22 protein-coding genes and 2 pseudogenes are annotated in these 26,773 nt (G+C 52.9%); 20 read left to right on the forward strand and 4 right to left on the reverse strand.

The genetic code is table 11. The features are described 5' to 3' along the window. Window positions 1–125: 125 nt before the first annotated feature. Window positions 126–238, reverse strand: a pseudogene (locus JC793_RS19810) (IS3 family transposase); the annotation flags it as partial. Between the two features lie 84 nt (window positions 239–322). Further along, a complete protein-coding gene (gene hmpA / locus JC793_RS07055; protein WP_218427945.1) occupies window positions 323–1,504 on the reverse strand; it encodes an NO-inducible flavohemoprotein in 1,182 nt (393 codons plus the stop codon). 370 nt (window positions 1,505–1,874) lie between these two features. Between hmpA and glyA the strand changes: the two genes are divergently transcribed. Further along, a complete protein-coding gene (gene glyA / locus JC793_RS07060; protein WP_004236943.1) occupies window positions 1,875–3,128 on the forward strand; it encodes a serine hydroxymethyltransferase in 1,254 nt (417 codons plus the stop codon). Window positions 3,129–3,209: 81 nt separating this feature from the next. Continuing rightward, window positions 3,210–4,362 (forward strand): annotated as a pseudogene (locus JC793_RS07065) (3-phenylpropionate MFS transporter). A gap of 55 nt (window positions 4,363–4,417) precedes the next feature. On the opposite strand, the gene suhB reads toward JC793_RS07065, so the two are convergent. After that, a complete protein-coding gene (suhB, locus tag JC793_RS07070) occupies window positions 4,418–5,221 on the reverse strand; it encodes an inositol-1-monophosphatase (RefSeq protein ID WP_052927311.1) in 804 nt (267 codons plus the stop codon). Between the two features lie 119 nt (window positions 5,222–5,340). Here suhB and trmJ point away from each other — a divergent pair, with 119 nt between their 5' ends. The 14 genes from trmJ to ndk all read left to right on the forward strand — a co-directional run bounded on the left by trmJ (window position 5,341) and on the right by ndk (window position 21,982). Continuing rightward, a complete protein-coding gene (gene trmJ / locus JC793_RS07075) occupies window positions 5,341–6,078 on the forward strand; it encodes a tRNA (cytosine(32)/uridine(32)-2'-O)-methyltransferase TrmJ (protein WP_166707446.1) in 738 nt (245 codons plus the stop codon). Between the two features lie 84 nt (window positions 6,079–6,162). Further along, window positions 6,163–6,654, forward strand: a complete 492-nt coding sequence (gene iscR, locus JC793_RS07080; protein ID WP_046892512.1) for a Fe-S cluster assembly transcriptional regulator IscR — start codon at window positions 6,163–6,165, stop codon at window positions 6,652–6,654. Between the two features lie 50 nt (window positions 6,655–6,704). Then, window positions 6,705–7,919: an IscS subfamily cysteine desulfurase gene (locus JC793_RS07085; protein WP_046892511.1), complete on the forward strand. Its 1,215-nt coding sequence runs from the start codon at window positions 6,705–6,707 to the stop codon at window positions 7,917–7,919. Between the two features lie 25 nt (window positions 7,920–7,944). Then, window positions 7,945–8,331: a Fe-S cluster assembly scaffold IscU gene (gene iscU / locus JC793_RS07090; RefSeq protein WP_046892510.1), complete on the forward strand. Its 387-nt coding sequence runs from the start codon at window positions 7,945–7,947 to the stop codon at window positions 8,329–8,331. 102 nt (window positions 8,332–8,433) lie between these two features. Next, the gene (iscA, locus tag JC793_RS07095; RefSeq protein WP_046892509.1) at window positions 8,434–8,757 is read left to right on the forward strand and encodes an iron-sulfur cluster assembly protein IscA; all 324 of its coding nucleotides are present in this window, start codon (window positions 8,434–8,436) and stop codon (window positions 8,755–8,757) included. 29 nt (window positions 8,758–8,786) lie between these two features. Beyond that, the gene (hscB, locus tag JC793_RS07100; protein ID WP_166707447.1) at window positions 8,787–9,305 is read left to right on the forward strand and encodes a co-chaperone HscB; all 519 of its coding nucleotides are present in this window, start codon (window positions 8,787–8,789) and stop codon (window positions 9,303–9,305) included. 9 nt (window positions 9,306–9,314) lie between these two features. Further along, entirely contained in the window at window positions 9,315–11,162 is a 1,848-nt protein-coding gene (hscA, locus tag JC793_RS07105) for a Fe-S protein assembly chaperone HscA (protein ID WP_218427947.1), read from the forward strand. A 10-nt stretch (window positions 11,163–11,172) separates the two neighbouring features. Beyond that, window positions 11,173–11,508, forward strand: a complete 336-nt coding sequence (gene fdx, locus JC793_RS07110; RefSeq protein WP_046892506.1) for an ISC system 2Fe-2S type ferredoxin — start codon at window positions 11,173–11,175, stop codon at window positions 11,506–11,508. Between the two features lie 15 nt (window positions 11,509–11,523). Continuing rightward, window positions 11,524–11,724: a Fe-S cluster assembly protein IscX gene (gene iscX / locus JC793_RS07115; protein ID WP_046892505.1), complete on the forward strand. Its 201-nt coding sequence runs from the start codon at window positions 11,524–11,526 to the stop codon at window positions 11,722–11,724. Window positions 11,725–11,881: 157 nt separating this feature from the next. Beyond that, window positions 11,882–13,177: an aminopeptidase PepB gene (gene pepB, locus JC793_RS07120; RefSeq protein ID WP_218427949.1), complete on the forward strand. Its 1,296-nt coding sequence runs from the start codon at window positions 11,882–11,884 to the stop codon at window positions 13,175–13,177. Window positions 13,178–13,294: 117 nt separating this feature from the next. Beyond that, entirely contained in the window at window positions 13,295–13,717 is a 423-nt protein-coding gene (locus tag JC793_RS07125; RefSeq protein ID WP_214095414.1) for an enhanced serine sensitivity protein SseB C-terminal domain-containing protein, read from the forward strand. A 141-nt stretch (window positions 13,718–13,858) separates the two neighbouring features. Further along, window positions 13,859–18,880 carry an alpha-2-macroglobulin family protein gene (locus JC793_RS07130; RefSeq protein ID WP_218427951.1) on the forward strand — a complete coding sequence of 1,674 codons (5,022 nt, stop codon included), beginning with the start codon at window positions 13,859–13,861 and terminating at the stop codon, window positions 18,878–18,880. A 152-nt stretch (window positions 18,881–19,032) separates the two neighbouring features. After that, on the forward strand, window positions 19,033–21,342 hold the full coding sequence (gene pbpC, locus JC793_RS07135; RefSeq protein WP_218427953.1) for a peptidoglycan glycosyltransferase PbpC: 2,310 nt from the start codon (window positions 19,033–19,035) through the stop codon (window positions 21,340–21,342). A gap of 214 nt (window positions 21,343–21,556) precedes the next feature. Further along, on the forward strand, window positions 21,557–21,982 hold the full coding sequence (gene ndk / locus JC793_RS07140; RefSeq protein WP_046892500.1) for a nucleoside-diphosphate kinase: 426 nt from the start codon (window positions 21,557–21,559) through the stop codon (window positions 21,980–21,982). A gap of 86 nt (window positions 21,983–22,068) precedes the next feature. Here the strand turns inward: ndk and JC793_RS07145 are convergent, their stop codons facing one another. Continuing rightward, the gene (locus tag JC793_RS07145) at window positions 22,069–22,512 is read right to left on the reverse strand and encodes a universal stress protein (RefSeq protein ID WP_054424513.1); all 444 of its coding nucleotides are present in this window, start codon (window positions 22,510–22,512) and stop codon (window positions 22,069–22,071) included. Between the two features lie 297 nt (window positions 22,513–22,809). On the opposite strand from JC793_RS07145, the gene rlmN reads away from it, so the two are divergent. From rlmN to ispG, 4 genes are all read left to right on the forward strand, one after another. Continuing rightward, window positions 22,810–23,988: a dual-specificity RNA methyltransferase RlmN gene (gene rlmN / locus JC793_RS07150; RefSeq protein WP_046892498.1), complete on the forward strand. Its 1,179-nt coding sequence runs from the start codon at window positions 22,810–22,812 to the stop codon at window positions 23,986–23,988. A 71-nt stretch (window positions 23,989–24,059) separates the two neighbouring features. Beyond that, window positions 24,060–24,410, forward strand: a complete 351-nt coding sequence (locus JC793_RS07155; RefSeq protein WP_054424515.1) for a tetratricopeptide repeat protein — start codon at window positions 24,060–24,062, stop codon at window positions 24,408–24,410. Between the two features lie 143 nt (window positions 24,411–24,553). Further along, window positions 24,554–25,522, forward strand: a complete 969-nt coding sequence (gene rodZ / locus JC793_RS07160) for a cytoskeleton protein RodZ (RefSeq protein ID WP_247717341.1) — start codon at window positions 24,554–24,556, stop codon at window positions 25,520–25,522. 79 nt (window positions 25,523–25,601) lie between these two features. Next, complete coding sequence (gene ispG, locus JC793_RS07165; protein ID WP_046892496.1) at window positions 25,602–26,726, forward strand: flavodoxin-dependent (E)-4-hydroxy-3-methylbut-2-enyl-diphosphate synthase; 1,125 nt, start codon at window positions 25,602–25,604, stop codon at window positions 26,724–26,726. The last annotated feature ends 47 nt before the right edge of the window (window positions 26,727–26,773 follow it).

Below are 26,773 nucleotides of genomic sequence, written 5' to 3' on the forward strand. Positions count from 1 at the left end.
ATCAATAATGTATTTTGATTTCGATATTATAAGCTGAATTAATTTACCGGATACTTATGTGGTCTGTTTTTTATTTGATTACATCTTCTGAAAAGAGGGTTGTCTGACGGGTATAAAAATTAATACAGAAAATTCAGCATCACACCATTTTCTTGCGGCCGGGCGCCAGTGTAAATGATATAAGCTCCGGACCATTATTCATCCGCATTTTTACCGGATATCCGCGTATTACAACTATTCAGTCCAATACACGGATATCTGCGGGTTACAACTGTTTTGTCCGATACCCGGACAGTGTGTTGTTATTGTTATTCTGTCGCGATTATAAAATTTTGTGCGGACCGAAACATTCATAATGGATCTGGTCTGCATTGACGCCCATTGCAGTCAGCTGACGCGCAATATGCTGCATAAAGGCCACCGGGCCGCACAGGTAATAGTGGCGTATTTTACTGAGCAGGACATCCTGCTGAGCGGTTAAATCCATCAGCCCGGTCAGGTGAGGGTGAGCTTCATCAGCACGCGGTTCTCTGTACCAGACAGTCTGACTGAACGCCGGTAACTGAGCACCGGTGCGGTTTACTTCATCCGCAAAGGCATGCACACCACCGTGCTCTGCCGCATGCAGCCAGGTCACATCCGCCGGATGTTGCTGTGCAGCCAGTGTCTGTAACATCGCCATCATTGGTGTCAGGCCGACACCGGCTGAAATCAGAACGACCGGTGTCTCTTTTTCAGCGTCGAGGAAAAAATCACCCAGCGGCGGCGTCAGTTTTACCACATCGCCTTCCTGTACATTAGCGTGCAGCCAGCCGGAAATCGTACCTTTGTCCTCACGTTTAACCGCAATCCGGTAGGTTTTACCGTCCGGTGCCTGCGTCAGGGAGTACTGGCGGATTTCCTGATTATCCAGCGCGTCATCATTGATATAGACACTGATATACTGACCCGGCCGGTAATCCGCGACGGGCTTACCATCAACCGGCGCCAGTTCAAAACTGGTGATCAGCTCACTCTGCGGCTGTTTGCGGATCACACGGAATTCACGCAGACCTTCCCATCCGCCCTGTGACGCCGCTTTTTCCTGATATAACCCGGCTTCGCGCTGAATAAAGATATCTGCCAGTACGCCGTAAGCTTTACCCCAGGCGGTCAGCACTTCTTCACCCGGATTGAGTAACTCTTCAATGGTGGCAAGCAGGTTTTCCCCGACAATCGGGTAATGTTCCGGTCTGATCATCAGACTGGCGTGTTTGTTGGCAATTTTTTCGACTGCCGCGCCCAGTGCGCCGAGGTTATCAATATTCATGGCATAGGCGCAGACCGCATTAAACAAGGCTTCACGCTGTGCACCATTCTGCTGGTGACTCATGGTGAAGATATCTTTTAATTCCGGATGCTGACGAAACATGCGGTCATAAAAATGCGCGGTCAGTTTCGGGCCGGTGGCGGCAATCAGCGGGGCAGTGGATTTTACGGTGGCGATAGTTTGTGCATCGAGCATAGCAGGGCTCCTGAAAAAGCATCACATCAGTGTGAAATTTATAACATGTATTTTTAATGCAACTTATAATACAGGGCAGAATTTGTAAAGCGCAAATTTTTCTGCTGTTTCTGAAAATCCGCTGAAAATAGCGAAATTGATCAGTGAGCGGGGGCAGGAGGGGATCACAAATCCGGTATTGCGTCCGATGAACAGGATATTCTTATGAAATAATAAGTGCGGTAATTACCTGATTTTACCACTATGCAATCGTTTGCGTATTTTTTGTTTCAGGGGCTATCTCAATTCAGAAAAAGGGTTTACACTGTAGGGCATTCGTCCCCGGAAAGGGGTGTTTTTTTATCGGCATCAGGCGAGTCAGGAGAAGCTAATGTTAAAGCGTGAAATGAATATTGCAGATTACGACCCACAACTCTGGCAGGCGATGAAAGACGAAGATCGTCGTCAGGAAGAGCATATTGAATTAATTGCCTCTGAGAACTACACCAGCCCGCGCGTTATGGAAGCTCAGGGCTCCCAGCTCACCAACAAATATGCGGAAGGGTATCCGGGCAAACGCTATTACGGCGGCTGCGAATATGTGGATATCGTGGAACAACTGGCGATTGACCGTGCAAAAGAACTGTTCGGTGCAGATTATGCCAACGTTCAGCCGCATTCCGGCTCCCAGGCTAACGTTGCAGTGTACTCCGCACTGCTTTCACCGGGCGATACAGTATTAGGGATGAATTTAGCGGAAGGCGGTCACCTGACTCACGGCTCTCCGGTAAACTTTTCCGGTAAACTGTACAATATCGTCCCTTATGGTATCGATTCTGCCGGTAAAATCGATTATGACGATGTCGCCGAACAGGCGAAAAAACATCAGCCGAAAATGATCATCGGCGGCTTCTCTGCTTATTCCGGTGTGGTTGACTGGGCGAAAATGCGCGAAATCGCGGACAGCATCGGTGCTTACCTGTTTGTTGATATGGCACACGTTGCCGGTCTGGTTGCTGCGGGTGTTTATCCTAACCCGGTTCCGCATGCGCATGTTGTCACCACCACTACGCACAAAACCCTGGCGGGTCCGCGCGGCGGGATGATCCTGGCGAAAGGCGGTGATGAAGATCTGTACAAAAAACTGAACTCAGCCGTGTTCCCGGGCAACCAGGGCGGTCCGCTGATGCACGTTATCGCCGGTAAAGCAGTGGCGTTAAAAGAAGCAATGGAGCCTGAATTTAAAGCAAATCAGGTCCAGGTTGTGAAAAATGCCAAAGCAATGGTTGAAGTCTTCCTGAACCGTGGTTATAAAGTGGTGTCCGGTGGTACTGAGAACCATCTGTTCCTGGTGGATCTGGTCGATAAAGACATCACCGGTAAAGATGCCGATGCTGCACTGGGCCGTGCTAACATCACTGTGAACAAAAACAGTGTGCCGAACGATCCGAAGAGCCCGTTTGTGACCTCCGGTATCCGTGTCGGTTCCCCGGCAATTACCCGCCGCGGCTTCAAAGAAGCAGAAGCCCGTGAACTGGCCGGCTGGATGTGTGACGTGTTAGATAACCTCAATGATGAAGCGACCATTGAAGCTGTGAAACAAAAAGTTCTGGCTATCTGCGCGAAATACCCGGTTTACGCATAATCGCGTTACCAATCTGATGTAACCAAAACCCGCTTCGTTCGCCGCAAGCGGGTTTTTTGTATTTCTGAAAAGGAGAGGCAGATGTTTGTTCCGTCATCGCTTTGGCTGGCGCTTGATTATTTTACGTATTTTTTTTTCCTACGGGATTTTTCTTCCCTACTGGGGCGCATGGCTGAAAGGTGAAGGGCATGATGTGGCAACGGTCGGTATGTTGCTCAGTGTGGGGCTGGTGGCGCGTTTTATCGGCAGTCTGTTTATTACGCCGTTGTTTAAAGATCCGTCACGGCTGATTTTTGCGTTGCGCCTGATGGCACTCTGCGCTTTTCTGTTTGCGCTGGCGTTTTATTTCGGCTCGCACTGGCTCTGGCTCTTTTTTGTGATGGCCGGGTTCAACCTCTTTTTCTCACCGATGATCCCGCTGGGGGATTCCCTCGCCGCGACCTGGCAAAAACAGTTTCCGATGGATTACGGCTCGATCCGTGTCTGGGGTTCAGTGGCCTTTATCATTGCCACTTCTGTCACCGGCATGCTGATGGATATCTGGAAGCATGAGGTGATTCTGGCGGCGCTGGTGGTCAGTACCGGAACTCTGCTGCTGACGTCGCTGCTGCGTCCGCGCATTATGCCGTCCGGGGAAATGAAGCAGCGCGGGCCACAGGTGAAGTTCAGTGTTCTGCTGAAAGATAGTGCGGTTGTCCGCTTTCTGCTGTGCGTCAGTTTATTGCAGGGGGCGCATGCCGCCTATTACGGCTTCAGTGTGATTTACTGGCAGAAGGTCGGGTATTCGGATGCTGCGATTGGCTATCTCTGGTCGCTGGGCGTGGTGGCGGAAGTGATCGTCTTTACGTTCAGTAATAAGCTGTTCCGGCGCTGGAGCGCGGCAAACCTGCTGCTGCTTTCCGGTATCTGCGGTATTCTGCGCTGGTCGCTGCTGGGCATGTCGGCCGCATTGCCGGTGCTGATTGTGGCGCAGATCCTGCACAGCGGTACCTATACTGTGTGTCACCTGGCGGCAATGCGCTTTATCGGCGCCCGCAAATCCACCGAAATCATTCCGTTGCAGGCGGCGTATTCCGCGCTGGCCATGGGCGGGGCAATTGCGGTGATGACACTGGTGGCGGGGTATCTGTATGAAGATATCCACGGCGGGATATTTTATCTGATGGCATTGACGGTGGTTCCTGCGCTGTTCCTGCGGCCTAAAATCCGCCCTCAGACCCCGGAAAATGCATAACAAAAAAGGGTTATGACTCTCGTCATAACCCTTTTTCACATCTGGCGGAGCAAAATCAGCGTTTCAGTGACTCAGTCAGTTCATCACGCATTTCTGCCAGCAGTGCACGTACCACACGCGGGCTGCCGGCAACGATATTGCCGCTGTCGATATAACGGTGGTCACCGGTGAAGTCAGTAACGATACCGCCCGCTTCACGGACCAGCAGTTCACCGCCCAGGAAATCCCATGGCTTCAGACCGATCTCAAAGAAACCGTCCACACGGCCGGCAGCGAGATAAGCCAGGTCCAGTGCGGCAGAGCCGGTACGGCGGAAATCTGCACAGCGGGTGAACAGTTTACCGAGCATTTTGATATAAGTATCAGCATGCTGTTTTGCTTTGAACGGGAAGCCGGTTGCCAGTACTGCGCCGTCGAGATCACGGGCAGTGGCACCGCGCAGACGGTAACCGTTTAACTGTGCGCCCTGACCACGGACCGCAGAGAATAATTCGTTACGCATCGGATCGTAGACAACCGCCACTTCAGTGCGGCCTTTGATACAAAATGCGATAGAAACAGCGAAATGCGGGAGACGTTTAACGAAGTTGGTGGTGCCATCCAGGGGATCAATAACCCATTTCATGTCGCTTTCTTCGCCGGCTGACAGGCCGCACTCTTCAGAAACAATGGTATGTGCCGGATAAGATTTGCGGATGATTTCGATAATCATCTGCTCAGCTTCGCGATCGATGTTCGTCACAAAGTCATTGGCACCTTTCTGAGTTGTCTCAACAGTGTCAGGCATTTCATAGTGTTTGGCAATCAGGTTGCCGGCCTTACGTGCAGCACGTATGGCGATGGTAAGCATCGGATGCATGGGGTTGTCCACCGGGATGTTAAAGAACGAAAATAATCGCGGCAGAGTATAACAGGTGATCGTCAATCTGACTATTCTTGTGTTAAGATATTGCGATAATTTCTCAAATAAAGTGTGTTATGTCCGAAAATATCCGAATCGTCCTGGTGGAAACCTCACATACAGGCAATATGGGCTCCGCAGCGCGGGCTATGAAAACGATGGGGTTATCCAACCTTTATCTGGTCAATCCTCAGGTACAACCGGACTCTCACGCCATCGCGCTGTCCGCCGGTGCCAGTGATGTTATCGGCAATGCAAAGATTGTCAGCACGCTGGATGAGGCGATTGCCGGATGTGAACTGGTGATCGGTACAAGTGCGCGTTCGCGCACGCTGCCGTGGCCGATGGTTGAACCGCGTGAATGCGGGGAAAAAAGTGTTAAAACCGCACAGACTGCGCCGGTCGCTATTATTTTCGGCCGTGAACGTGTCGGGCTGACCAACGATGAATTACAGAAATGTAATTATCATCTTTATATTCCGACCAATCCGGAATACGGCTCGCTGAATCTGGCGATGGCAGTGCAACTGGTCAGTTATGAGATCCGGATGGCATTTCTTGCCTCTCAGAATGAGAGCGAACCGGCAAATAATGATGACACAGATGAGGTACACTATCCGCCGGCAGATGATATGGAGCGGTTTTATTCGCATCTGGAATCGGTTCTCAATGAATCCGGTTTTATCCGTAAGGCACATCCGGGCCAGATTATGAACCGTCTGCGCCGCTTGTTTACCCGCGCGCATCCGGAAGTTCAGGAGCTGAATATTCTGCGCGGTATCCTGACTTCTGTTGAAAAATGGGCGAAAAAATAGTTGAGTAAATTACTGGGTTAAATAGTTGACTAAATTACTCAGGAATGACACAATTTCTTCACCATTTATCACGGGGATCCGGTTATGAGACTGACATCAAAAGGGCGCTATGCGGTAACCGCTATGCTCGACGTAGCGCTGCACTCCCATGAGGGGCCCGTACCACTGGCTGACATTTCTGAACGTCAGGGTATCTCCCTCTCTTATCTTGAGCAACTCTTCTCCCGTCTGCGTAAAAACGAGCTGGTTTCCAGTGTCCGCGGGCCGGGTGGCGGGTATCTGCTGGCACGCGGTGCCGGTGAGATTTTCATTGCTCAGGTCATCTCGGCCGTCGATGAATCCGTTGATGCGACACGCTGTCAGGGAACTCAGGAAGGTTGTCAGGGCGGTGACCGCTGTCTGACACACGCGCTGTGGCGTGACCTGAGTGACCGTATTACTGATTTCTTAAGCAGTATCAGTCTTGAAGAGTTAGTAAATCATAAAGAAGTGATTGATGTTGCTGATCGGCAGGATGATAAACGTCGTACACATAGTCTGGCAATTAACGAAACAATTATCAATCTGCAAGCATAAGCAGAAACCTGCGTTAATAACGCAACCGTAGTTCATGGAGCAATTGAGCGATGAAATTACCGATTTATTTAGATTATTCAGCAACCACCCCGGTTGATCCGCGTGTTGCTGAAAAGATGATGCAATACCTCACAATGGACGGCGTCTTCGGTAACCCGGCGTCCCGTTCCCACCGCTTTGGCTGGCAGGCCGAAGAGGCCGTCGATATTGCCCGTAACCAGATAGCAGACCTGGTCGGTGCGGACCCGCGTGAAATTGTTTTCACCTCCGGTGCCACTGAGTCTGACAACCTGGCGATTAAAGGTGCGGCCAATTTCTACGGTAAAAAAGGCAAACACATCATTACCAGCAAAACCGAACATAAAGCGGTGCTGGATACCTGCCGTCAGTTAGAGCGCGAAGGGTTTGAAGTGACCTATCTTGCGCCGCAGCGTAATGGTCTGATCGACCTGGCTGAGCTGGAAGCGGCAATGCGTGAGGACACCATTTTAGTCTCCATCATGCACGTCAATAATGAAATTGGTGTGATTCAGGATATCGAAGCAATTGGTGAGCTGTGCCGCAGCAAAGGGATTATTTTCCATGTGGATGCTACCCAGAGCGTTGGCAAAGTACCGGTTGATTTAAGCAAGCTGAAAGTGGATCTGATGTCCTTCTCCGGCCATAAAATTTACGGTCCGATGGGTATCGGCGCGCTGTATGTCCGCCGCAAACCGCGTATCCGTATCGAAGCACAGATGCACGGTGGTGGTCACGAGCGCGGTATGCGTTCCGGTACACTGGCAGTGCATCAGATCGTCGGTATGGGTGAAGCTTACCGTATCGCCAAAGAAGAGATGGCAGCGGAATCTGAGCGTTTGTCCGCACTGCGTCTGCGTCTGTGGAACGGCATCAAAGATATCGAAGAAACCTATCTGAATGGTTGCCCGGAGCACTCGGCACCGAACATTCTTAACGTCAGTTTCAACTATGTTGAAGGTGAATCCCTGATGATGGCGCTGAAAGATCTTGCGGTATCATCCGGTTCTGCCTGTACGTCCGCCAGCCTGGAGCCGTCTTATGTTCTGCGCGCCCTGGGAATGACTGACGAACTGGCGCACAGCTCAATCCGCTTCTCTCTGGGTCGTTTCACGACTGAGGAAGAGATTGACTATGCGATTAAACTTATCCATAGCGCAATTGGCCGCCTGCGTGATCTTTCCCCTCTGTGGGAGATGCACAAGCAAGGTGTTGATATTAACAGCATTGAATGGTCACACCATTAATCAGACGGTTTCAGGAGTATAAACAATGGCTTATAGCGATAAAGTAATCGATCACTACGAAAACCCGCGCAACGTCGGTTCATTCGACAACGAAGACCCGACTGTCGGCAGCGGCATGGTGGGTGCACCGGCCTGTGGCGACGTAATGAAGTTACAGATCAAAGTTGACAATAACGGCGTGATTGAAGACGCGCGTTTCAAAACTTACGGTTGCGGCTCGGCGATTGCATCAAGCTCACTGGTGACTGAGTGGATGAAAGGGAAAACCCTGGATGAAGCAGAAGCCATCAAAAATACAGCGATTGCGGAAGAACTGGAATTACCGCCGGTGAAAATTCACTGCTCGATTCTGGCTGAAGATGCAATCAAAGCAGCAATTGCGGATTACAAAAGTAAACGCCGGGGCAACTAATAGCCCGCCGCTGCCGGTGTGCAGCAGGTAAAACAATAAAATAATGGCGGATACTGATCTCATCGGTCATCCGCCATACTGGTTTATAGAGCGAGGTGTGTAATGTCCGTTTCTCTTACAGAAAGTGCGGCAAACCGGGTCACCAGTTTTCTGGCAAACCGCGGTAAAGGAGTAGGTCTGCGGTTAGGCGTGAGAACCTCCGGTTGCTCTGGTATGGCTTACGTACTTGAATTTGCCGATGTCATTAATGATGATGACGTTGTGTTTGAAGATCACGGCGTAAAAGTGATCATCGACGGAAAAAGTATTGTTTATCTTGACGGAACTGAAGTGGATTTCGTGAAGGAAGGGTTAAACGAAGGGTTTAAATTTAATAACCCGAACGTCGGCAGCGAATGCGGCTGCGGCGAGAGTTTTCACGTTTAACCGATCCACTTATCCGCGAAGAGTAAACTATGAACTATTTTTCCCTGTTCAGCCTGCCTGTGCGTTATGATCTTGACACACAGGCACTTGCCGGTCGTTATCAGGATTTGCAGCGTCAGTATCACCCGGACAGATTTGCCGCCGGTGATGCAAAAGAGCAGGCGCAGGCACTGACGATGGCCGCAACCATCAATGATGCATACCAGTCCCTGAAACATCCCCTCAAACGTGCGGAATATATGCTGCTGTTACATGATATTGATATCAATAATGAACAGCACACAATGCATGACACCGCATTTCTGATGGAGCAGCTGGAGCTGCGCGAAGCCCTCGATATCATCGAACAGAAACAGGACAGTGATGCACTGGCCGGTTTTGCTGCCAATATCACTAAAATGACAAAAACCCGGATGGCAGAGATGGTTCGTCAGCTTGATGGCGAAGAGTGGGCCGCTGCGGCGGACAGCGTGCGTAAATTACGATTTTTGAGTAAACTGACGCAACAAATTGAAAATCTTGAAGAACGTCTGCTCGACAGTTTCTAGGGGAAAAATATGGCACTGTTACAAATCAGCGAGCCGGGACAGGCTCCCGCCCCGCATCAGCGCCGCCTTGCCGCGGGTATTGATTTAGGCACCACCCATTCACTGGTCGCAACGGTGCGCAGCGGGGAAACCGACGTGCTGCCCGATCACGAAGGGCGTTATTTACTGCCATCCGTGGTGCAGTACAGCGCGGACAGCCGCCTGGTCGGCTGGGATGCCCGTGCAAATGCAGCGGCAGATCCTCAGAATACCATTATCTCAGTCAAACGTATGATGGGACGCTCACTGACGGATATCACGCAGCGCTACCCTGATTTACCGTATCAGTTACAGGCGGGTGAAAACGGTTTGCCGATCATCCGTACCGCAGCCGGACTGACTGATCCTGTCCGTGTCTCAGCGGATATCTTATCGGTGCTGGCACAGCGCGCACAGGAAACTCTCGGCGGTGAACTGGATGGCGTGGTGATCACCGTTCCCGCGTATTTCGATGACGCCCAGCGTCAGGGCACCAAAGATGCTGCCCGTCTTGCCGGATTACACGTGTTACGTCTTCTGAATGAACCGACCGCTGCGGCGATCGCCTACGGGCTGGATTCCGGTCAGGAAGGCGTGATTGCGGTTTATGATCTCGGCGGCGGCACCTTTGATATCTCAGTGCTGCGTCTGAGCCGTGGTGTGTTTGAAGTTCTGGCGACCGGTGGTGATACCGCGCTCGGCGGCGATGATTTCGATAACCTGATCGCCGACTGGGTTTATGCGCAGCGCGGCATTCAGCCGCAGGGGCATTCGCAGCACCGCGAAGTATTAAACGCGGCGGCGGAAGCGAAAATTGCACTGTCCGGTGCCGCACAAACCACGATTACACTGGATGGCTGGCAGGGCGTACTGACCCGTGACATGTTTGAGGAACTCATCCGTCCGCTGGTCAGAAAAACCCTGATGACCTGCCGCCGTGCGCTGAAAGATGCCGGAACGGATCAGGATGAAGTCCGCGAAGTGGTGATGGTCGGTGGTTCAACCCGTGTGCCGCTGGTGCGTGAACTGGTCGGCGAATTCTTCAGCAAAGAGCCGCTGACCTCGATTGACCCGGACAAAGTGGTTGCTGTCGGTGCGGCCATTCAGGCGGATATTCTGGCCGGTAACAAACCGGACAGCGACATGCTGCTGCTGGATGTTATCCCGCTCTCGCTGGGGCTGGAAACCATGGGCGGCCTGGTGGAAAAAGTTATTCCGCGCAATACCACCATCCCGGCGGCACGTGCTCAGGAATTCACCACCTTTAAAGATGGTCAGACCGCAATGAGCATTCATGTGTTACAGGGTGAGCGGGAAATGGTCAGTGATTGTCGTTCGCTGGCGCGTTTCACACTGCGCGGTATCCCGCCGATGGCCGCCGGTAATGCCCATATCCGTGTCACTTTTCAGGTGGATGCGGACGGACTGCTGAGTGTCAGTGCACTGGAAAAATCCACCGGTGTGCAGGCCTCTGTCCAGATCAAACCGTCTTACGGCCTGAGCGATACCGATATCGCCGGGATGATCAAAGATTCACTCGAAAACGCAGAAAATGATTTATCCACCCGCCGTCTGGCGGAACAAAAAGTGGAAGCCGCCCGCCTGCTGGAGAGCCTGACTCAGGCACTTTCAGAGGATGGCAATTTACTGAGCGACGACGAAAATGCCGCTATTGATGCGGCAGTCGGCGTGCTTATTGAGAGCGTTGAAGGCGACTCTCCTGTCGCGATTGAAAACGCAATTAAACAACTGGACAAGCAAACACAGGTATTCGCGGCACGCCGGATGGACAATTCTGTCCGCAAGGCACTCGCGGGTCACTCTGTGGATGAGATATAACGGGAAGATTATGCCTAAGATTGTTTTTTTACCGCATGAGTCATTATGCCCTGAAGGTGCGGTATACGACGCAAATGAAGGTGAGTCAATTCTGGATGTTGCCCTGCGTAACGGTATCGAAATTGAACATGCCTGTGAGAAATCATGTGCCTGCACCACCTGCCACTGTATCGTCCGCGAAGGGTTTGACTCCCTCGAAGAGAGCAGTGAGCTGGAAGATGACATGCTGGACAAAGCCTGGGGACTGGAACCGGAAAGCCGTCTGAGCTGCCAGGCGAAAGTCGCGGATGAAGATCTGGTGGTGGAAATCCCGAAATACACCATCAACCATGCACGTGAGCACTGATAAAGGAGCCTGAAAATGGGACTGAAATGGCAGGACAGCCGTGAAATCGGTGAAGCGCTGTATGATCTGTACCCGGACACGGACCCGAAAACGGTGCGTTTCACCGATATGCACCAGTGGATTTGCGAACTGGATGATTTCGACGATGCACCGGAAAAATCTAACGAAAAAGTATTAGAAGCAATTTTGTTAGTCTGGCTCGACGAATTCGAATGATGTCTTTTGTTACGCGCATCAGGCCGCACAATTGTGTTAGCGTGCGGTCTCTGATGCGCGTATGCTGTTACCGCCTCCTGTGCAGACCGGCACGCCGTGCATTCCTCAAATAAAATCTGACTGTTACGGCAGTCTAAAAGTCAAAAGAGAGAACGAAATGACGCAACTCATCATGCCTGTAACCTTATCGTATGAACCTGCTTCTCCGGCGTGGGGAGAAAAAGCCCTGGTCAGCGCGACTGACAAAGGAATGACCGTTCATTTAAGCCGCAAAGGGATGCTGTGCGCCGTGCAGAGCGCAGGCCGCAAAATTGACGGTCAGGGTATCCGCAATGTGGTCCTGAGCGGCAGCAACTGGGATCTGGAAACCAGCTGGGCATTCTGGCAGGGCTTCCGCGGTCCGAAAGGCGCACGCTCTATTGAATGGCCGGAATTGCCGGAAGCGGATAAAACCGAACTGGAACACCGTATCCGCATCATTGACTGGGTACGTGATGTTATCAACACTCCTGCGGAAGAGCAGAGCCCGGAACAGCTGGCGCAGCGTGCGATTGATCTGCTGTGCGGTGTTTCCTGTGATTCTGTCGGCTACCGTATCATCAAAGGTGATGACCTGCGTGACCAGGGTTACATGGGTATCCACACTGTCGGGCGCGGCTCGGTACGCCCGCCGGTACTGCTGGCACTGGATTTCAACCCGGGCAAGCAGGAAAACACACCTGTCTTCGCCAGCCTGGTCGGTAAAGGGATCACCTTTGACTCAGGCGGCTACAGCCTGAAACCGTCTTCCTCTATGGATTCCATGAAATCGGATATGGGCGGCGCGGCCACACTGACCGGCGCACTGGCGATGGCAGTCTGCCGTGGTCTGAAAAAACGCGTCAAACTGTATCTGTGCATCGCGGATAACCTGGTAAGCGGCAATGCGTTCAAACTGGGTGATATCATCCGTTACAGCAACGGCAAATCCGTTGAAATCATGAATACCGATGCGGAAGGGCGTCTGGTGCTGGCGGATGGTCTGATTGAAGCGGACAAAGATAACGCCGGGTTTATTATTGATGCGGCGACACTGACCGGTGCGGCAAAAACTGCCGTCGGTAACGACTATCACTCTGTGATGAGTTTTGATGACGCACTGTACAATGAACTGATGTCAGCCGCTGATCAGGAAAAAGAGATGTTCTGGCGCCTGCCGCTGGCGGAATTCCACCGCCGTCAGATGCCGTCCTCTTTCGCTGATCTGAGCAACACCGGTGCACCGAATACCGCCGGGGCAAGCACCGCAGCGGCATTCCTGTCCCACTTTGTGGAAGATTACCGCAAAAGCTGGCTGCACATTGACTGCTCAGCGACTTACCGCAAAGCGCCGTCTGAATTATGGTCAGCGGGTGCTACCGGGTATGGTGTGCGCACCGTGGCGGCACTGCTGCTGAAAAAAGCCGGACAATAACCGGACAGTGCAATACTGATTCTGCTGTAAAACGGTCACACATACGTGTGGCCGTTTTTCTGTAACGTTTAAAAAAACAGACACTGAAATACAGAAGCTGAAATAAGGAGATCTGTGATGGCGGATATACTCCCGGTACAGGAAGTCATGATTGAGCAGGGTACAGCACTGCTGCTCAGCGTGCCGGAAAATAAACCGGACGCAGTGCTTGATGCACTGACCGGTGTGTTTAAACAGCATAAACCGGTACGCCGTGCATTTTGGGTAATGGCAGCCGAAAAAAATACGACGGCCCCGGATGAGGCGGCATTACTGATTGTGCTGGAACTCAGCGAAGAAGAAGAGGCGGATACGGTGATCCGGCAGGCGGCAGAGGCTGCCATGGAGCATCTCGCTGACGGGGAACACATTGATTTTTGTCTGTTAAATCCGGATGAAAATGACGGACTGACACACTTTCTGACGCAACATATACAGGCATTCTATCAGCGCCGTCTCGGTGGCTGGCTGCGTAATGCGATTCCGGTAACAGAGGCGTAACAATAATTTATCCGGATGGTGAATATGTATGGTGCATATATTCAGAATAATGCACTATACGCTTGTTTAGGCTTTGTTTACACTTCGTGAAATAATACCGAACAAGTGCCCGTTTTCCGGGCTCACCAGAAAGGATTGATTATGCGTTCTCCGATTGCAGGACAGGGTCCCGGCAAAAAGCGCTGCATTGCAGTGCTGCTTGCTTCAGCGCTCGCACTCACGGGTTGTGATGATACCGGCAGTAACACCACGGCGGCGGGCAGTAATGACAGCGCGCCGGCCAATAATAAACAAAATTCGTCTTCCTCATCTGCTTCCCCTCAGTCTCCGAAAAAAACACATGACGCCGCATCACTGGCAGAGCTGGCCAAACGTTATGCCGGGAAAGATGTGACGATCATCGATGCCTCTGAGATTCAGCTCGACGGTGCGAATGCGATGGTGGTGACGTTCTCTGTTCCGCTGGACCCGAACCAGGATTTCAGTCAGTTTGCCCGTCTGGTGGATGTGAAAAACGGAAAACTGGAAGGCGCGTGGGAGCTGTCGGATAACCTGACGGAACTGCGCATGCGTCATCTGCCGCCGTCGCGGGAATTACAGCTGAGTATCGACCGCGGCGTGCGCGGTATTAACGAACGCACACTGGTTAACGGTTATGATTTAAAACTGACCACAGCTGATGTGGTTCCGAGTGTCGGCTTTGCCAGCCGTGGTTCACTGTTCCCGTCGGATGTCCTGCAGGGACTGCCGGTATTTGCACTGAACGTGGACAGTATTGATGTTAACTTTTACCGCATCAAACCGGATTCCCTGGCCTCTTTCCTCGCAAGCTGGCAGTACGGTAACAATCTCCAGTACTGGAATTCTGATGACCTGCTGAATAACACCGATCTGGTCTATACCGGGCGTTTTGATCTGAATCCGCAGAAAAACACCCGCGAAAATATGCAGATCCCGCTCAAAGATATCAAGCAGTTACAGGAAGAGGGCGTGTACCTGGCGGTTATGCAGCAGGCCGGGCGCTACAGCTACACCATGCCTGCCACACTCTTTACCCTGAGTGATATCGGCGTTTCCATGCACAGCTATCTGAATGAGCTGGATGTGTTCACACAGTCGCTGGCGAAAGGCAGCGCCCTGAAAGGGGTGGAAATCCGTCTGCTCGACAGCAAAGGTCAGCTTCTGAGTAAAGCCGAAACCGACAGCAGTGGTCATGCAAAACTGGATCGCGGGGCGGATGCCGCGCTGTTGCTGGCTATTCAGAACGGCCAGACCAGTATGATCGACCTGAAAAACCCGGCACTCGACCTGGCGGAATTTGATATCGCCGGTCCGCAGGGCTATGCAAAACAGTTCTTCGTCTTTGGTCCGCGTGATCTGTACCGTCCGGGGGAAACCCTGGTTATCAACGGTCTGCTGCGTGACGGCGATGGACGTCCGGTCAAAGATCAGCCGGTCAAAGTGGATGTACTGAAAAATGACGGCCAGGTGGCCTCCACCTTCGTCTGGCAGCCGGAAAACGGCCTTTACCAGTATCAGTACGCTATCCCGGAAAATATCGAAACCGGTAAACTGACACTGCGTTTTGACCTCGGGGACAACACGCCGCGCTTCTACAGCGTCAATGTGGAAGATTTCATGCCGGAACGCATGGCGATGGAAATCAAAACCGACAAGCAGCCGATCACCACACAGCAGTCCGCCGATTTTGAGATTGAAGGCCATTATCTTTACGGTGCACCGGCAGCCGGTAACCAGCTGACCGGGCAGCTATTTATGCGTCCGGATCGCGAAATCTCCGCCAGACTGCCGGGTTTTGAATTCGGTAATATTCAGGAAGAAAACCTGACCCGTACCTTGGACGAATTCGATGAAACCATGAATGACAGCGGAGAGCTGGCATTTACCATCAGTAATGATTACTGGAAAGAGGTTAAATCGCCGTTCAAACTGATCCTCCAGGCAAGCCTGATGGAAACCGGCGGTCGTCCGGTGACGCGCCGTGCAGATGTCGCGGTATGGCCTGCAGCGAAAATGGCCGGTATTCGTCCGATCTTCGCCAAAAAAGAGGTGTATGACTACCGTACAGACAAATATGTATCTCAGTACAGTATGGATGAAGATTCACTGGCTGAATTTGAAATTGTCTATACCGACCGTCAGGGGAATAAGTTACAGGCCGATGATCTGAATGCGCGTCTGATTTATGAGCGCCGCGACTATTACTGGCGCTGGTCTGATTCCGAAGGCTGGTCATCCGGTTATGACCAGAAAGACCTGGTGATGTCCGATGACAAAATCACCATCGCCAAAGACGGCACGGCAAAAGTGACCGTTCCGGTTTCGTGGGGGGCATACCGCCTGGAGGTGGTGGACCCGTCCACCGGGCTGACCAGCAGTGTGCGTTTCTGGGCGGGATATTCCTGGCAGGATAACACCGGCGGCACCGGTGCGGTTCGCCCGGATCAGGTGAAACTGAAACTGGATAAACCAAATTATCACGCCGGTGATAAAGTGAAACTGAATGTCACCGCGCCGCAGGCCGGTAAAGGCTATGTGCTGCTGGAATCCAGTGACGGCCCGCTGTGGTGGCAGGAAGTGGATGTACCGGAAGGCGGCACCGATGTGGAAGTACCGCTGAACAAAGAGTGGACGCGCCATGATCTGTACGCGACTGCCGTGGTTGTCCGTCCGGGGGACAGTTCCCGCCAGGCGACTGTCAAACGCGCGGTCGGTATTCTGCATATTCCGATGGCCGATCCGGCCCGTAAGATTGATGTGGCGCTGGATACCCCGGCCCGTATCCGTCCGAATCAGGATCTGACTGTCAAAATCAAAGCAAAAGCGCAGGACGGCAAACCGGCACCGGAAAAAGTCAATGTACTGATTTCTGCCGTGGACACCGGTGTGCTCAATATTACCGACTATAAAACACCTGATCCGTACGATGCCTTCTTCGGCCGCAAACGCTACAGTGTTGATCAGTATGATGTCTATGGTCAGCTGATTGAGGGCGGCGGTCGTCTTGGTACGCTGCGGTTTGGTGGTGACGGCGGCGATGACCTTGATCGCGGCGGCCTGAAACCGCTGACCGAAGTACAGATTATCGCGCAGCAGGCGGCACCGGTGGAACTGAATGCGCAGGGCGAAGGTACCGTTACCCTGGCGATTCCGGATTTCAACGGCGAACTGCGTCTGATGGCGCAGGCGTGGACAGATGAGGATTTCGGCCACGCACAAAATAAAGTGATTGTTGCCGCGCCGGTAATCAGCCAGATGGCGCTGCCGCGCTTTATGGCCGGCGGTGACCGCTCGCAGCTGACACTCGATCTGACCAACCTGACTGATGAAACACAGAACCTGACCGTTAATTTCAGCGCGGACGGCATGGTGCATCTCAAAGGTGCGGCAGAGAAAGAAATCACGCTGGCGAAAGGCCAGCGCACATCCGTGAATGTTCCGGTTGAAGCCGCAAACGGCTTTGGTCAGGGCGAGGTGTTTATGACCGTCAAAGGGCTGAAACTGCCTGATGAAAGCAGCAACACCTATAAAAACAGCTGGAAAATCGGTGTCCGTCCGGCGTATCCGGCAGAAACGGTGTCTTACTCCATGTCACTCGGCAATAGCGCGGAATGGGCATTACCGGCTGACCAGCTTGGTTATCTGGACGGCAATACGGTGTCCGGTGAAATGATGCTGACCAGTCGTCCGCCGCTGGATATCTCGCGTTACATCCGTGAGCTCTATGCCTATCCGTACGGCTGTCTGGAACAGACCGTGAGCGGGCTGTATCCGTCCCTGTACTCATCTGAAGCAGAACTGAAAAAACTGGGCATCAAAACCCAGACTGACGCCGGACGCCGCCAGGCGGTGATGACCGGTATCCCGCATCTGCTCGGTATGCAGCGCAGCGACGGCAGTTTCTCCCTGTGGGACAACAGTGGTGCGGAAGAGCCGTGGCTGACGGCTTACGCGACCGATTTCCTGTTCCGTGCCGGACAGCGCGGCTTTGAGGTTCCGGCAGATGCCCTGAGCAACGCCAATAACCGCCTGCTGCGCTATCTGCAGGATCGCTCGGTGATCAGCAGCAGCTATTACGGCAACAGTGACCAGATGCGCTTTGCAGTACAGGCGTATGCCGGTTATGTGCTGGCACAGCAGCAGAAAGCACCGCTCGGTGCACTGCGTCAGGTGTATCAGCGCCGTGACGATGCCGCAAGTGGTCTGGCGCTGGTGCAGCTCGGTATTGCCCTGAAGAAAATGGGCGATGCGGATCGCGGTAATGAAGCCATCCGTCTGGGTGTGATGAAAAACCGTGACAGCGTCTATACCGGCGATTACGGCAGTACCATCCGTGATGATGCGATGATTATTGCACTGCTCAGTGAGGCGGATTCGAATGCGGATCAGCGTTACGGCAAGTTGCAGGCGCTTTCTGCGGAGATACAGAATAACCGTTACTTCTCCACTCAGGAGAGCAACGCGCTGTACCTGGCAGGTCGTCAGTACATTAATCAGAGTGAAAAACCGTGGTCGGCACTGATCAACGGGCAGGCCCCGGCAGTCAGCCGTGACAGTGCGCTGCGTGAAACCCTCACTGCCGCACAGCTGAATAACGGTATCAGTGTGGCAAACCGGGGTGATACGGAGCTGTTCGGTCGTGTCAATATCACCGGTTATCCGCTGCAGGCACCGGCTCCGTCTTCTGAAGTGCTGAAGATCAAACGGACGTATATGGATCTGAACGGTAATCCGATCAGTATTGACCGTCTGAGCAGCGGCGATCTCGTGGCTGTCCGCCTGGATATTCAGGCTGACCGCAACGTGCCGGATGCGCTGGTGGTGGATCTGTTACCGGCCGGTCTGGAGCTGGAAAACCAGAATCTGGCGGCGGCAAGTGCCAGCCTGGCTGACAGCGCGCCGAATCTGGCGGAAGCAATCCAGGATATGCAGCAGGCCAATATCCGCCATACCGAGTACCGTGATGACCGCTTTGTTTCCCAGGTGGCGGTGGAAGAGTACCGTCCGGTGACGCTGGTCTATCTGGCCCGTGCGGTCACACCGGGTAAATACAGTGTTCCGGCTCCGCAGGTGGAATCGATGTATATTCCGTCCTGGCGCGCCACCGGTGTGACACCGGCAACACTGGAAGTGGTTCGTTAACAGCACGATTGTTGTCCGCAGCCTGTCCGGGCTGCGGCAGCAAACACAGGTCTTATGCCTTAATAACAAACATATCCTTATAACGAACATGCCCTTATAACGAACTATAAGGGCATTTTTATCTCAGAAATTCTGATAATGCGGTTTGATACATGAAAGTGTGGTTTAAACGTCTTGCGCTCACCGGTCTGATAACAATTGTTCTGACGCCGCCGCTGCTCTGGCTGGCCGATAAAATCTGGCCGTTACCGCTGGATGAGGTGGTGATGGCGCGAACGGTCACGGCTGAGGACGGATCACCGCTGTGGCGTTTTGCCGACAGCAACGGTGTGTGGCGCTACCCGGTCACGCTGAAGGATGTATCACCGGAATTTATTGAAGCGCTTCTGACATACGAAGACCGCTATTTCTATCAGCACCCGGGGATTAACCCGGTGGCTATCGGCCGCGCGGCATTACAGGATCTGACCTCCGGACGCATTGTCTCCGGCGGCAGTACACTCTCCATGCAGGTCGCCCGCCTGATTGACCCCCATGATCGTACTCTGACCGGCAAACTGAAGCAGGTTTTCCGGACTATTCAGCTGGAATGGCACTATTCCAAAGATGAAATTCTGGAGATGTATCTCAACCGCGCGCCGTACGGCGGGACGGTTGAGGGGATCGGGGCGGCGAGCTGGATGTATCTCGGTAAACCGCCGTCAGAACTGACCGCCGGGGAAGCGGCGCTGCTGGCGGTTCTGCCGCAGGCACCGAGCCGTCTGCGCCCGGATCGCTATCCGCAGCGGGCGGAAGCGGCACGGAATAAAGTACTCGACCGGCTGGCGGAGTTTCAGGTGTGGCCGCAGGCAAAAGTGAATGACTTAAAACAGGAGAGCATCTGGCTGGCACCCCGCCAGGTACCGCACTCCGCACCGCTGCTGGCACGGCGCGTGGCGTCGGGCGTGAAAGACCCGGTGATCCGCACCACCATCAACCCTGCCATTCAGCGTCAGCTGGAGGAGATGGCCCGCAACCGCAAATATCAGCTGCCGGAAAAAACCTCCCTCGGCATTATGGTGGTGGATAACCGCGACATGAGTGTGAAGGGCTATGTCGGCTCCATTGATTTCTCTGATGACACCCGTTTCGGTCATGTGGATGTGAACAGCGCCTGGCGTTCGCCCGGCTCAACCCTGAAGCCGTTTTTATATGCCCTGGCGATGGATGAAGGGCTGATCCACAGCGAATCCCTGTTACAGGATGTACCGCGCCGTTTTAATGATTACCGTCCGGGTAACTTTGATACCGGATTCAGCGGGCCGGTGAGTGTCAGCGAGGCACTGCGCCGCTCTCTGAACCTGCCGGTGGTTCAGTTGCTGGATGTCTACGGTCCGAAACGTTTCAGTGCCAAACTGCGTAACGTCGGCCTGGAACTGCGTTTCCCGATTGGCAGTGATCCGAACCTGTCGCTGATTCTGGGCGGTACCGGGGCGCGGATGGATCAGCTGATTGCCGCGTACAGTGCATTTGCCCGGCAGGGTAAAGTGGCACCGGTACGTTTCCGGCCGGACGATCCGCTGGCTGAACGTCAGCTTATCTCCTCGGGGGCGGCGTGGATCACCCGGCGGGTTATGGCAGGGGAAACACGGCCGCTGGCAGATGACCGTCTGGCTCAGGACGTGCCGCTGGCATGGAAAACCGGCACCAGTTACGGCTACCGCGACGCCTGGGCGCTGGGCGTGAATAACCGCTACACCATCGGGGTGTGGGTCGGGCGTCCGGACGGGACACCGGTGGCCGGACAGGCCGGGTTTGCGACCGCGATTCCGATCCTGTATCAGGTTGACAGCTATCTGCGCACACGCGGCGGCAAAAAATTACCGGATCCGAAACCCGTCAGTGTCAGCAGTAAAATGATTTGCTGGCCGTCAGGACTGGCTGCTGACAAGCAGGACCCGAACTGCCGCCAGCAGCGGATAGCGCTGGTGCTGGATAATACCGTACCGCCGACACTGCCGTCAGCAGGACAGGAGAGTCTGTCCGGCACCAATGCGGTGATCTGGGTGAACGGGCAGGGGGAACGGGTGTCTCCGGATTGTCCGGATGCACAGGAGAAAACCGTGGCACTGTGGCCGATTGCGCTGGAGAGCTGGCTGCCGCCGGGGGAGCGCCGCAGTCATCGCCTGCCGCCGGTGAGCAAAACCTGCCCGCCGCTGCGGGTGGAAGCTGCCCCTCTGCTGATTTCCGGTATCCGTGAAGGGGATGTGCTGCGGCGTCTGCCGCTGGCGAAAACCCTTGATTTGCGGGTGGTGACTCAGGGCGGCGAAGGCACACAGTGGTGGTTTCTTAACGGTGATCAGGCCGGCAGCACCGAATCCGGTGATCCGCTGTTGCTGACACTGGATACCCCCGGGCGTTATCAGCTGACGGTACTGGATCTCAGCGGCCAGGTCAGTTCAGTCAGTTTTACCCTGAAATAACAGAAACGACAGGAAGTTCAGCGGAAAAAGTGTGATACAGACGGAAAATCTGTGATCTGTTATCAGGAATACTTTGCAAAAATGTTGCGTAACTGTAGGCGAAACAGCGGTGAGCCCGTATAATCATCACCTTACCACAAGGTGTGGACCGGTCTGCCGTCAGCCGCAAATAACAATGACAACAGCGCACATGCGCACATTTGAGGTCAATTAAATGTCTGTACAACGCACATTTTCTATCATTAAGCCAAATGCCGTAAAGAAAAATGCTATCGGGGCTATTTATCACCGTTTTGAAAGTGCCGGTTTCCGTATTATTGCCGCCAAAATGCTGCACCTGAGCCGCGAACAGGCTGAAGGATTCTATGCTGAGCACAAAGGCCGCCCGTTCTTTGATGGTCTGGTGGAATTCATGACTTCCGGGCCGATTATGGTACAGGTGCTGGAAGGGGAAAATGCCGTACAGCGTCACCGTGACCTGATGGGCGCCACCAATCCGGATAACGCACTGGCCGGCACACTGCGTGCTGATTACGCGGACAGTTTCACTGAAAACGCGGTACACGGCTCTGATGCGGAAGAATCCGCCGCGCGTGAAATCGCCTATTTCTTCACTGAAGATGAAATCTGCCCGCGCTGATAACACAAAGCAGGAAAAACCCTGTGTTATCCTGCTTTATCAGTGAATTCAGTCTCAAAAGCCCGGTCATCCGGGCTTTTGCTTTTTTACCGGACAACAAGGACAGAGATAGTGGCATAATGGATCAGTGCCGATGCGGTGGAGCCGAGAAAACGGCTTTTCATGGTCGGGTTTTTGGAACCGATAACAATCAGGTCGGCGTTAATTCTTTCTGCATTTTCAAGAATGGCTTCTGCCGCACTTCCGATAAGAACACCGGTGGATATCTGACTTTTCTGTACGGCAAATTTTTCTGTCACCGCGTCGAGTTTCTCCAGCAGCATTTTGATGCGCTGGTCTTCTGATTTTGCATTTTCGGTCATGACAGGGAAGGTCAGGCCATAGTCAAACAGCTGCTCAGACGGGAGGATAACGGTAACAAAATGAAACTTCACATTTTTATCTTTAGCATAGTCGTTAATTTCAGTAATGACATTTTGAGATAACGCACCGGCATTCAGATCGATCGGGACAAGTATAATTTTATGCATAACAACTCCTTTGTTTCAGATTTAATTACCTGTAAAAGGTGAGTGTTAATATCATTAATATCTAAAAAAACGATTTAAACAAGTATTATTATTTAATAAATCGATTTACATTTACGTGTTTTAATTTGCCATATCACCGCGAATGTTTGTACAATGCCGCGCCCCGTCATGATACGGGGCTTTTATGTTTCCGCCGTATCCGTGACGCAGTCCGTTTCAGCGGCTATTCTTATTCCTGTATCTGTGATGCGCGCCGCGTGTCACCGCCGAAAGTGTAACAACGAGGCAATGTTAACAATGTCAGAACTGACCACACAAGACGCCTGTGTAACAGGCTCCGCTCCGATTGCTCCTGAAAAAATCAACGGAAAAATTAATTTACTCGATCTGACCCGCAAAGAAATGCGCCAGTTTTTCGCCGATATGGGCGAGAAGCCTTTTCGTGCTGACCAGGTAATGAAGTGGATTTACCACTATTGCTATGATGATTTCGATCTGATGACCGATATCAACAAAGTACTGCGCACCAAACTGAAAGCGGTGGCGGAAATCCGCGCGCCGGAAGTCTCGGAAGAACAACGTTCTGCGGACGGCACCATCAAGTGGGCTATCCGTGTCGGTGATCAGGAAGTGGAAACCGTCTATATCCCGGAAGAAGACCGCGCCACACTGTGCGTTTCTTCCCAGGTCGGTTGTGCGCTGGAATGTAAATTCTGCTCAACCGCACAGCAGGGTTTTAACCGCAATCTGCGGGTCTCCGAAATTATCGGCCAGGTCTGGCGTGCCGCGAAAATTATCGGCTCCCTGAAATCCAGCGGCCGCCGCCCGATTACCAATGTGGTTATGATGGGAATGGGTGAACCGCTGCTGAACCTGACCCATGTTGTTCCGGCCATGGAAATCATGCTGGATGACTTCGGTTTCGGGCTGTCCAAACGCCGCGTGACTATCTCAACCTCCGGTGTGGTACCTGCACTGGATAAACTCGGTGATATGATCGATGTGGCGCTGGCGATTTCCCTGCACGCCCCGACGGATGATGTTCGTGACGAAATCGTTCCGATCAACAAGAAATATAACATTGAGACATTCCTGGCATCTGTGCGCCGTTATCTCGGAAAATCCAATGCGAACGGCGGGCGTGTCACCGTGGAATACGTCATGCTGGATCACATCAATGACAGCACTGATCAGGCACATCAGCTGGCGGCCTGTCTGAAGGATACACCGAGTAAAATCAACCTGATCCCGTGGAACCCGTTCCCGGGCGCACCTTACGGACGCAGCTCCAACAGCCGGATTGACCGCTTTGCCAAAGTGCTGATGGAATACGGATTTACCACTATTGTCCGCAAGACACGCGGTGATGATATTGACGCCGCCTGCGGACAGCTGGCCGGTGATGTCATCGACCGGACCAAACGGACACTGAAAAAACGCATGGCCGGTGAACCAATTTCTGTCAAAACAGTCTGACAGTAATATTAAGTAACATTCCCGGGTGACACTTTACGTTAATATACCTGCCTTACAGACAAGGAGGCAGTATGATAAGGACGTATTCCCCGGGATTAATTGCAGTCATGCTGCTGGCAGGATGCCGGACAGCACCCGTGACACAGACAGTACCGGCGGCGACCGGTACCCGTCTTGCATTGGGTGAGGCTTATCTTCAGGCCGGCCGGTATGATGCCGCACGCTATCATTTTGACCGGGTACTGAAAGCACAGCCGCAGCATACCGGTGCGCTGGCAGGCGCGGCGCTGAGTGCGAAATGCGATCAGCAGCCTGAAATTGCGGAAAAATACCTGAATTTAGCCGTGAATTCCCCGTCAGGCAGTGATAGTGTGGTACAGTACATTTTGGCTTATGAGTGTCCGCCGGATAACAGTCTGTAAAACAATATAAAAGTGATGTTGTTTTCAGGATTATTTTTATCATCACAGGTGGCATGCTGTATGCCGGAATACGGAACTTCGGTGCGCGGAAGGGCAGATCTCCGCGCTTTCTCGTAACCAGAACTGTTTGTGTCCTGAAACTCATGAATAACTCTCAATCTCAAGATAATTTCCAACTCACTCTTGGCCAGCTTTTAACACAACGTAGGGAACAACTTCAGTTATCACGGGAAACAGTCGCCGACAGACTTTGTCTTAAACTGACAACAGTGCGTGAAATCGAAGAAGATGCACTGAAAGAAGCCAACCCGACGTTTATCCGCGGTTATATCCGTGCCTATGCCCGTTTGCTGCAGATCCCCGAACCGGAGATCATGCCTTATCTTGATAAAATCGCTCCCGCACAGATGACCAAAGTCCAGCCGATGAAAAGTGTGACGCTGGGGCGTCAGCGTAAAAAACGCGAAGGCTGGCTGATGAAATTTACCTGGCTGGTCCTGTTAGTGGTACTGGCCCTGGTGGGCGTATGGTGGTGGCAGCAGTATCAGGCACAGCAGGCCGATATAGCTTCACTGGCACAACAGAATGATGTCACGGTCAATGCCCCGGCAGATGTTCCGGGAACCGATCCGGCAGACAGTACCGCACCTCAGGTACTGAATACCCCGGCAGGAACACCGGATTCAGCACCGGCAGGTAATACCAATACCGCTGCACTGGAATTATCAGCGGCCACTCCGCAGGATCAGGAAATTGACAGCAGTAAAATCGTACCGCTGCCGGGCAGTGACCGCATACCACCGGTTGTTAACCGTGCCGTGGACAGCGAAGGCGGAACGCTGCCGACGACCACGCAGACACAGGATGGTCTGGTGCTGACGTTCAAAAATACCTGCTGGCTGGAAGTGACTGATAATAAAGGAACAAAAATTTTCAGCGGCACCAAACAGAAAGGGGATACCCTGGAATTTGCGGGCGCAGAACCTTACCGTCTGAAAATCGGCGCTCCGGCTGCCGTCGATGTACAGTTCAAAGGTCAGAGCGTTGACCTGAGCCGTTTCATCAAAGCAAACACAGTGGCAAAACTGAGTGTGCCGAAAGCCGGTGAATAATTGATTTATAAATTAAATCTTTACTACATAATAAACACAGCAATGATTAAGGGCACAAGGATGTTCCGGAGAAAGACATATGCATAATGAATCCCCGATAAAAAGACGCAAATCCACCCGTATTTATGTGGGGAATGTGCCGGTCGGTGATGGTGCACCTATCGCAGTGCAATCAATGACAAACACCCGGACAACGGATGTTGAGGCGACCGTCAGACAAATAAAATCCCTTGAGCGCGTCGGCGTGGACATTGTCCGCGTGTCAGTACCGACGATGGATGCGGCGGAAGCCTTTAAACTGATTAAACAACAGGTATCAGTACCGCTGGTGGCAGATATTCACTTTGACTACCGTATCGCGCTGAAAGTGGCGGAATACGGTGTGGATTGTCTGCGTATCAACCCGGGCAATATCGGCAGTGAGGATCGCATCCGTCAGGTGGTGGATTGCGCGCGTCACTATAATATTCCTATCCGTATCGGGGTGAACGGCGGCTCACTGGAAAAAGATATCCAGGAGAAATACGGCGAACCGACACCGGAAGCGCTGCTCGAATCTGCCATGCGTCATGTGGATATTCTCGATCGTCTGAACTTTGATCAATTCAAGGTCAGTGTAAAAGCGTCTGACGTTTTCCTGGCGGTCGGTGCATACCGTCTGCTCGCGAAGAAGATTGATCAGCCGCTGCACCTGGGGATTACCGAAGCGGGCGGTGCACGTGCCGGTTCGGTGAAATCCGCGATCGGATTAGGTATGCTGCTGTCGGAGGGTATCGGTGATACTCTGCGTATCTCGCTGGCGGCCGATCCGGTGGAAGAGGTGAAAGTCGGGTTTGATATCCTGAAATCCCTGCGTATCCGCTCACGCGGCATCAACTTTATCGCCTGTCCGACCTGCTCCCGTCAGGAGTTCGACGTGATTGGCACGGTGAATGCCCTGGAACAGCGTCTGGAAGATATCATCACACCGATGGATGTATCGATTATCGGTTGTGTGGTCAACGGCCCGGGCGAGGCGGAAGTCTCCACGCTGGGCGTGACCGGTGCGAAAACCCGCAGCGGATTCTACGAAGACGGCGTCCGTCAGAAAGAGCGTCTGGATAACACGGATATGATTGATCAGCTGGAAGCGAAAATCCGTGCCAAGGCGGCTATGCTGGATAAAAACAACCGGATTGATATCAGTCTGGTTGATAAAGAGTAATCGCGGACCGGCTCATGACTGATGAGCCGGTTTTGTCTGTTTTGGCA

This window comes from Morganella morganii (assembly GCF_019242955.1).
In the GTDB taxonomy this organism is placed as follows: Bacteria; Pseudomonadota; Gammaproteobacteria; order Enterobacterales; family Enterobacteriaceae; genus Morganella; species Morganella sibonii.

Coding starts and splice junctions, on each gene's coding strand:
- hmpA (WP_218427945.1), bottom strand. CDS start 1,504: ATGCTCGATGCACAAACTATCGCCACCGTAAAATCCACTGCCCCGCTG.
- glyA (WP_004236943.1), top strand. CDS start 1,875: ATGTTAAAGCGTGAAATGAATATTGCAGATTACGACCCACAACTCTGG.
- suhB (WP_052927311.1), bottom strand. CDS start 5,221: ATGCATCCGATGCTTACCATCGCCATACGTGCTGCACGTAAGGCCGGC.
- trmJ (WP_166707446.1), top strand. CDS start 5,341: ATGTCCGAAAATATCCGAATCGTCCTGGTGGAAACCTCACATACAGGC.
- iscR (WP_046892512.1), top strand. CDS start 6,163: ATGAGACTGACATCAAAAGGGCGCTATGCGGTAACCGCTATGCTCGAC.
- JC793_RS07085 (WP_046892511.1), top strand. CDS start 6,705: ATGAAATTACCGATTTATTTAGATTATTCAGCAACCACCCCGGTTGAT.
- iscU (WP_046892510.1), top strand. CDS start 7,945: ATGGCTTATAGCGATAAAGTAATCGATCACTACGAAAACCCGCGCAAC.
- iscA (WP_046892509.1), top strand. CDS start 8,434: ATGTCCGTTTCTCTTACAGAAAGTGCGGCAAACCGGGTCACCAGTTTT.
- hscB (WP_166707447.1), top strand. CDS start 8,787: ATGAACTATTTTTCCCTGTTCAGCCTGCCTGTGCGTTATGATCTTGAC.
- hscA (WP_218427947.1), top strand. CDS start 9,315: ATGGCACTGTTACAAATCAGCGAGCCGGGACAGGCTCCCGCCCCGCAT.
- fdx (WP_046892506.1), top strand. CDS start 11,173: ATGCCTAAGATTGTTTTTTTACCGCATGAGTCATTATGCCCTGAAGGT.
- iscX (WP_046892505.1), top strand. CDS start 11,524: ATGGGACTGAAATGGCAGGACAGCCGTGAAATCGGTGAAGCGCTGTAT.
- pepB (WP_218427949.1), top strand. CDS start 11,882: ATGACGCAACTCATCATGCCTGTAACCTTATCGTATGAACCTGCTTCT.
- JC793_RS07125 (WP_214095414.1), top strand. CDS start 13,295: ATGGCGGATATACTCCCGGTACAGGAAGTCATGATTGAGCAGGGTACA.
- JC793_RS07130 (WP_218427951.1), top strand. CDS start 13,859: ATGCGTTCTCCGATTGCAGGACAGGGTCCCGGCAAAAAGCGCTGCATT.
- pbpC (WP_218427953.1), top strand. CDS start 19,033: ATGAAAGTGTGGTTTAAACGTCTTGCGCTCACCGGTCTGATAACAATT.
- ndk (WP_046892500.1), top strand. CDS start 21,557: ATGTCTGTACAACGCACATTTTCTATCATTAAGCCAAATGCCGTAAAG.
- JC793_RS07145 (WP_054424513.1), bottom strand. CDS start 22,512: ATGCATAAAATTATACTTGTCCCGATCGATCTGAATGCCGGTGCGTTA.
- rlmN (WP_046892498.1), top strand. CDS start 22,810: ATGTCAGAACTGACCACACAAGACGCCTGTGTAACAGGCTCCGCTCCG.
- JC793_RS07155 (WP_054424515.1), top strand. CDS start 24,060: ATGATAAGGACGTATTCCCCGGGATTAATTGCAGTCATGCTGCTGGCA.
- rodZ (WP_247717341.1), top strand. CDS start 24,554: ATGAATAACTCTCAATCTCAAGATAATTTCCAACTCACTCTTGGCCAG.
- ispG (WP_046892496.1), top strand. CDS start 25,602: ATGCATAATGAATCCCCGATAAAAAGACGCAAATCCACCCGTATTTAT.